General features: G+C 68.8%; 5 protein-coding genes. 3 read left to right on the forward strand and 2 right to left on the reverse strand.

The genetic code is table 11. The features are described from left to right. The coding region (locus tag ACYVE9_RS14160; protein WP_461028185.1) for a terpene synthase family protein at positions 1-2,260 on the reverse strand (2,260 nt) is incomplete at its 3' end. Between the two features lie 520 nt (positions 2,261-2,780). On the opposite strand from ACYVE9_RS14160, the gene ACYVE9_RS14165 reads away from it, so the two are divergent. The 3 genes from ACYVE9_RS14165 (at position 2,781) to ACYVE9_RS14175 (ending at position 4,528) form a co-directional block, all read left to right on the forward strand. After that, on the forward strand, positions 2,781-3,017 hold the full coding sequence (locus ACYVE9_RS14165) for a hypothetical protein (protein WP_461028186.1): 237 nt from the start codon (positions 2,781-2,783) through the stop codon (positions 3,015-3,017). Between the two features lie 2 nt (positions 3,018-3,019). Then, positions 3,020-3,568 carry a hypothetical protein gene (locus ACYVE9_RS14170; protein ID WP_461028187.1) on the forward strand — a complete coding sequence of 183 codons (549 nt, stop codon included), beginning with the start codon at positions 3,020-3,022 and terminating at the stop codon, positions 3,566-3,568. A gap of 315 nt (positions 3,569-3,883) precedes the next feature. Beyond that, a complete protein-coding gene (locus ACYVE9_RS14175) occupies positions 3,884-4,528 on the forward strand; it encodes an HhH-GPD-type base excision DNA repair protein (protein WP_461028188.1) in 645 nt (214 codons plus the stop codon). A gap of 139 nt (positions 4,529-4,667) precedes the next feature. Here ACYVE9_RS14175 and ACYVE9_RS14180 read toward each other — a convergent pair whose 3' ends face one another. Beyond that, on the reverse strand, positions 4,668-5,120 hold the full coding sequence (locus ACYVE9_RS14180; protein WP_461028189.1) for a GNAT family N-acetyltransferase: 453 nt from the start codon (positions 5,118-5,120) through the stop codon (positions 4,668-4,670). Positions 5,121-5,526: the final 406 nt, after the last annotated feature.

The following is a 5,526-nucleotide window of genomic DNA, read 5'->3' on the forward strand; positions in this document are numbered from 1 at the left end:
GGGTGAGGCGGGCGGCGGACGTGCCCAGGCCGGTGGGACGCAGGTGGGCGGCGGCCGTGGCGACCGCGGTGAGCTGCCGGCGGTTCCCGAAGTCGGCCAGCAGCTCGGCCTCGCCGTAGCGCCGGCACCCGCGGTGCCACACGAGGATGCCGGCGAGCCAGTTCCGCAGTTCCCCGACGTAACCGTCGAGGATCTGACGGGCCTGCGCGCTGAGCTGGAAGTCCTCGTAAAGCACGGGCAGTTCGTGGTCGGCGACGTGCTGGAACTGGCTGAGCCGGGAGTTCATCAGGTCGTGCACGATGGCCAGCGCGGTGGGGTGGTCGCAGTCGAAGAAGTTCTGCACCACCAGGACGCCGTTGTGCACCTCACCCTCGAACTCGATCTCCTTCTGGTACGAGAACACGTCGTTGAGCAGGCACGCGTAGTCCGCGGCCGCGTTCTCCAGGCTGCGCATGGGCCCGCTGCGGTAGATCTCCGGCGGCACCTCACGGCCGTGGCCCAGCCGGCACAGGCTCATGGTGAGGTCGGAACCGAAGGTCATGCGGCGCATCTCGACGTAGTCGACGGGGTCCGGGATCCGGTTCTGGGCCTGGTTGGCCAGCTCCCACAGCCAGCTGGCCGTCATGTCCTCGACGGCAGTCCGGAAGGTCCGCCTGGCCTGGGGGGCCATCGGGCCGGCGGTCCGCCGCCACAGGTCGGCGAGGCCGCGTTCCAGCGCGGTCAGCGGCGGCGGTGTCGCCGCCCCCGCGTCGAGCGGCATGAACAGCGAGAGCCGTTCGTTGCAGAGCGCGGCCCCGGCCAGGTCGCGGCTGCGGCCGTAGACGACGGGAAAGTAGTCGTCGCCGTAGGTGCCCCAGGTCAGCCAGTCGGAGGTCAGGTCGAGGCTGTCCGCGGTCGCGTCGGGGTGGATGCCCGCCGCGCACAGCGGGAGGTCGTAGCCGGCGAGCTGTTCGGCGGTCCAGATGTCGGAGCCTGGCACCCCGGCCTGCGCCTCAAGCATGCCCATCTCCGCTCCCCAGGCGAGGACATGGCGCCGGGAGGCGTCGAGGTGAGGGCTGAGCGTGGTCGTGAACGGCAGCCTAAGGTCGGGGATCTGCGACGGCCCGGTGGCTTGGTACGGGACGTAGGTGTGGGTACGGGCGCGGGCCCGCTCCGAACGGGCCGTCACCACCGTGCCGTTGCCGAACCGGACCGCCGACGTCCCCAGCCCGGTGGGCAGGAACGCCGAAGCCGCCGCGGGCGCGACCGCCGCGCCCGGCGTCGCCTGCCCGCCGCCGTTCATGTACCTGCTGGACCGCATGTGCCACTCGTGGCCGCCGGACTGCCAGTCCTGGAGGCCCTTCACGTAGGCGAGCACGGCCGCGCACTCCTGCGGGGTGAGGCCGTGCCGGGCGAACAGCGGGGCCAGCTCGGACAGCGTGGTGTTCTCGAACTGCTGCACGCGGGAGGTCAGCAGGTCGTTGACGGCGTCCGCGGCCTGCTGGGTGGTGCACTTGAGAAAGGTCTCCAGCACGAGCACCCCGTTGCTCAACTCACCCTCGTCCTCGGTCTCCCGCTGGTAGGAGAAGAGGTCGTTGCGGAGGTGCACGCCGTCGGAGAAGGCGTCCTTGAGCACGCGCAGCGGCCGGGAGCCGGCAACCGCGGCCGGTACCTCGGCGCCCGCGGCGAACTCCACCAGCCCTGCCGACCAGGGCGCGCCGCCGACCTTGCGCCGCATCTCGATGTACTCGACGGGGTTGGGCACCCGGTGGGCGTTGATGTTGGAGAGTTCCCACAGGGACTCGTTGAGCAGGTTCTCGGTGCTCTCCGCGAACCGCGCCCGCCACTCCATCGACATGCTGGGCACCGTGCGGGCCCACAGGTCGGCCAGGCCCCGCTCGACGGGGTTGACCGGTTCGGGCACCGCCGTCGCCAGGTCCATCGGCATGAACAGCGGCAACCGGTCCAGGTACTGCTTGCCGCCCAGCCGGTCGGAGGACCGTTTGAAGGTCTCCAGGAAGTGGTCGTCGAAGAAGAAGACCCACACGTACCAGTCCGTGACCAGGGAGAGCGCCGGACCGGAGGCGTCGGGGTGGGTGTACGCGCACAGGAGTGCGTAGTCGTGGGCCTCGAGGTCGCGGAGGTCCCAGATCCCCGACCCCTCCAGCATTCCCATCTCATCGGCCCAGATCCGGGTGTGCTCCCTGGCCTGTTCCAGATGCGGGTTGAGTCGTGCCGGATAGGGCAGGTAGAAGTCCGGCAGTTCGAAGGGCTGTGTCACCGATGCCCGGCCTTTCTCGAATCCTCGTGCCCGTGCGTCGCTGTCACGGGCGATTCCCCTCACACGCGGCACTTTTTCGCACGCGCATGCGATCCGTGGCGTTATCGACCCGGACGCCCCAGCACTACCCCGGCCGCGTTCACTTATCCGGCGCAATGAAGCGTCACATGAACGTACGATTACGCCCGGAATTCCGTGCGAACCCGGCACCTTCGGCGTTCCGGGCCCGAGCCAGCGGCCGAGACCTCGCCCTCCCGCCTGGTGCGCTGGCGAGTTGAGACCTCGGACGCCTCCATCGGCGACAGAGGACCGCGCGCCTGGCGGCCACCGACCCCAGCCGACTTGTCATGCGCCCGGTGGCCACGCTGGTAGACCCGGTGAGGGGCACGGATCCCACGTGGTGAAGTAGCCGGATGGTCTGCGGCAACCGGGAAGAGACGAGTCTGCGTACACGACCATTTCAGGTCACGTCAATTAGACAGTTCCGTGCTCATGGACCTCCGCAGCGGACTACGCATTCATGACGATCTTCACCGGTAATGGCGCAGTCGGCCTTCTTTTCGCGAAGGGGAGACACCTCATAAGGACCGAACACGCATATGGCAGCAGAGCGGACACCACGGGCGCACCTCACGGCAGTGTCACGGAGCTCGGGTTACTCTCTCGCATCGAGGCAGCCCTGCCGTCACAGCACCTCCAGGATGCGAAGAAGGACAGCCGCCAGGCCTCCGACAGCGAAGAGAGGTACTCCGCATGAGGATGAGATGGATCTCCCTCGCCAGCGTCGCCATTCTCGTCGCTGTGGGAGCTCTGGCCGTTCTCCGCTCGGAGAATCCGAAAGAACAACCTGTCGGCATCGCTGAGAGCATGAGCGATCTGACTGCCCCGGATAAGGAGACGGATCTTTCTGCCGTCAGATCGACGACGGAGACACGGAAGGAACTCGACGCCGCCGGTATACCGAATCCGTCGAACGCCTCCTATGAGGGCAAGGAGTGCGGCTCTGCGACGGCATCATTCTCCAGTGGAGACGGTCCCGTAACACTGATCCTCCGGGGAAGTTCTCGTTTCCACAGCATCCACGCTGCCGAGCCAGGCCGGACGGACAGCGATGGCAGCCATGCGGCACAGAGTACGAGCCTCCCTATGGAGAGGAGACTCGTAGTGCCGAACGGAAATTTCGGCGAGCTCTCCGCACAACCGCTGTACGGCGTGTACGAATTCCGGCCGTCGAGCGCAGGGCACGACGACACAGTCGGTCGGGCCGCGATCTTCGCCGGGTACTGCTACACAAGCAACCTGTCGTGAGAAAGAGCCACCGGCTGGCGGCAACCGAATGCCACCCAGGTTCCACCTGGTTGCGTTACCCGCCGCTACCACCTGCGGATTGCGCGGGACTACTCGGGCTGCGTCGCCGGCCCGGCCGGTGCAAGAGAGCTTTCGTCGTAGCGTGTGCGGCAATCACCACTGCTTTCGACTTGGCTTTGTAGAGGGCGACCAGAGTGCGGGACCGGCCCGACCAACGCGGCCGGGTCGGCCCCGGACGCGCACGGGAAGCACCTCCCGCAGGCGGCGGGCTCAACACCGGGTGCGGGGGCGTGGTGGCGGGGGCACGATCGAGGGATGAACCACACCATTCGGCTCGCACAGCAGCCGGAAGCCGACGCGCTGCTCGGTCGCAGCCCGCTTGCCGCGCTCGTCGGCATGCTGCTCGACCAGCAGGTCCCCATGGAATGGGCCTTCGCCGGTCCGCTCACCATCGCGCAACGCCTCGGCGACGAGGACCTGGACGCGCACCGGATCGCCGCCTGGCCGCCGGAGGAGTTCGCCGCGCTGCTGTCGCAGAAGCCGGCCGTGCACCGCTATCCCGGTTCGATGGCCAAGCGGGTCCAGCAGCTCTGCCAGTACCTGGTGGACACCTACGACGGTGACGCCTCCGCGGTCTGGCAGGACGTTCCTGACGGCGCCGAACTCCTGAAGCGGCTGAACGCGCTGCCCGGTTTCGGACAGCAGAAGGCGCAGATCTTCCTCGCCCTGCTCGGAAAGCAGTACGACGTGCGTCCGGACGGCTGGCGCGAGGCAGCGGGCCCCTACGGCGAACCCGAGTCGTACCGCTCGGCTGCGGACATCACCGGCCCCGAGACCCTGGAAAGGGTGCGCGCCCACAAGCAGCAGCTGAAGCAGCAGGCGAAACAGGAGAAGCAGCGAAAAGGGAAGGAAGAGAAGGGGGGCGAGAGCGGTAACCCGAAGAAGAAGAAGAAGAAGTAAGGAAAGCAGGGATGAGAAAAAGGTAGGAGAGCGGGAGGACTGAGAACCCGGAGAGCCGTGATCGGGAGTCCGAGAGCGGCAGCTCAGGAGCCGGGGCGGGAAAGCAGGCCGTACCGGGCAGCGGCTCGCGGTGACGCGATCAGGGTGCCGCGTAGCAGCGGACGGCCACGAGCCGGTCGGGGCTCCACCGCTGTTCGCCGATGCCGAGCAGTGCCCAGCCCAGTCGCTCGTACAGTGCGACCGCCGTGGTGTCGGATGCCACCACGTCGAGCACCGGGTGCAGGCCACGGGCCCGTGCCTGGGCAGCCGCCCGGGCCAACAGGGCCGCGCCGAGCCCGTGGCCGCGTGCCGCTGGAGCGACGAACAGCCGGCTGACGACTGCGGCCTCGTCGCCGCTCACGCCCTCGCGCGCGCTCCAGAGATCGGGCGCCACATCGCCGACGCCGCTTCCCGACAGACAGACGTGCCCGGCGACGCGACCGTCCAGCTCCGCCACCCAGGCGGAGACGAGCGCCGGCCGCGTCAACCAGTCGCCGGGCCGCTCAGGCCAGTTCGCCGGATAGCCGTCGCGCTCGTGGACTGCGGCAAGCACCTGGACGCAGTCCACGAGGTCACGAGCGGTTCTCTGCCGAACAGCACGGGCCGGGTGGGCGGAAGAGGTCGGGCAAGCAGAAGCGGTCGGGCTGCCACCGGACGGGTCGGCGCTCTCGGTCCTCATCTCGGAAGGGAAACACGAGCGCCGGACTTGTGAACAGCCACGTTCACCACCGACCTGGCAGCGAGAGCGTACGCGCTTCCGTCGGCGGCTCGGAGGGGGTCCCGCTCGGCCGCGCGCCGCTGGCGCGAGGAGACGCAGCCCCGGACGCGCGGGCCTGCCGGTCCTTGCCTCGTTCTTGACCTGTTCCTGGGCCGGCGCGGGGAGTCGCTTCGGCATAGTGAGAGGGGCAACGCCCGCGGTGGCGCGGGCGGTGCGGGAGCGGGGGCACGCCGCGCGGCCG

It is taken from the genome of Streptomyces sparsus, assembly GCF_054776295.1.

Coding starts and splice junctions, on each gene's coding strand:
- ACYVE9_RS14165 (WP_461028186.1), top strand. CDS start 2,781: ATGACGATCTTCACCGGTAATGGCGCAGTCGGCCTTCTTTTCGCGAAG.
- ACYVE9_RS14170 (WP_461028187.1), top strand. CDS start 3,020: ATGAGATGGATCTCCCTCGCCAGCGTCGCCATTCTCGTCGCTGTGGGA.
- ACYVE9_RS14175 (WP_461028188.1), top strand. CDS start 3,884: ATGAACCACACCATTCGGCTCGCACAGCAGCCGGAAGCCGACGCGCTG.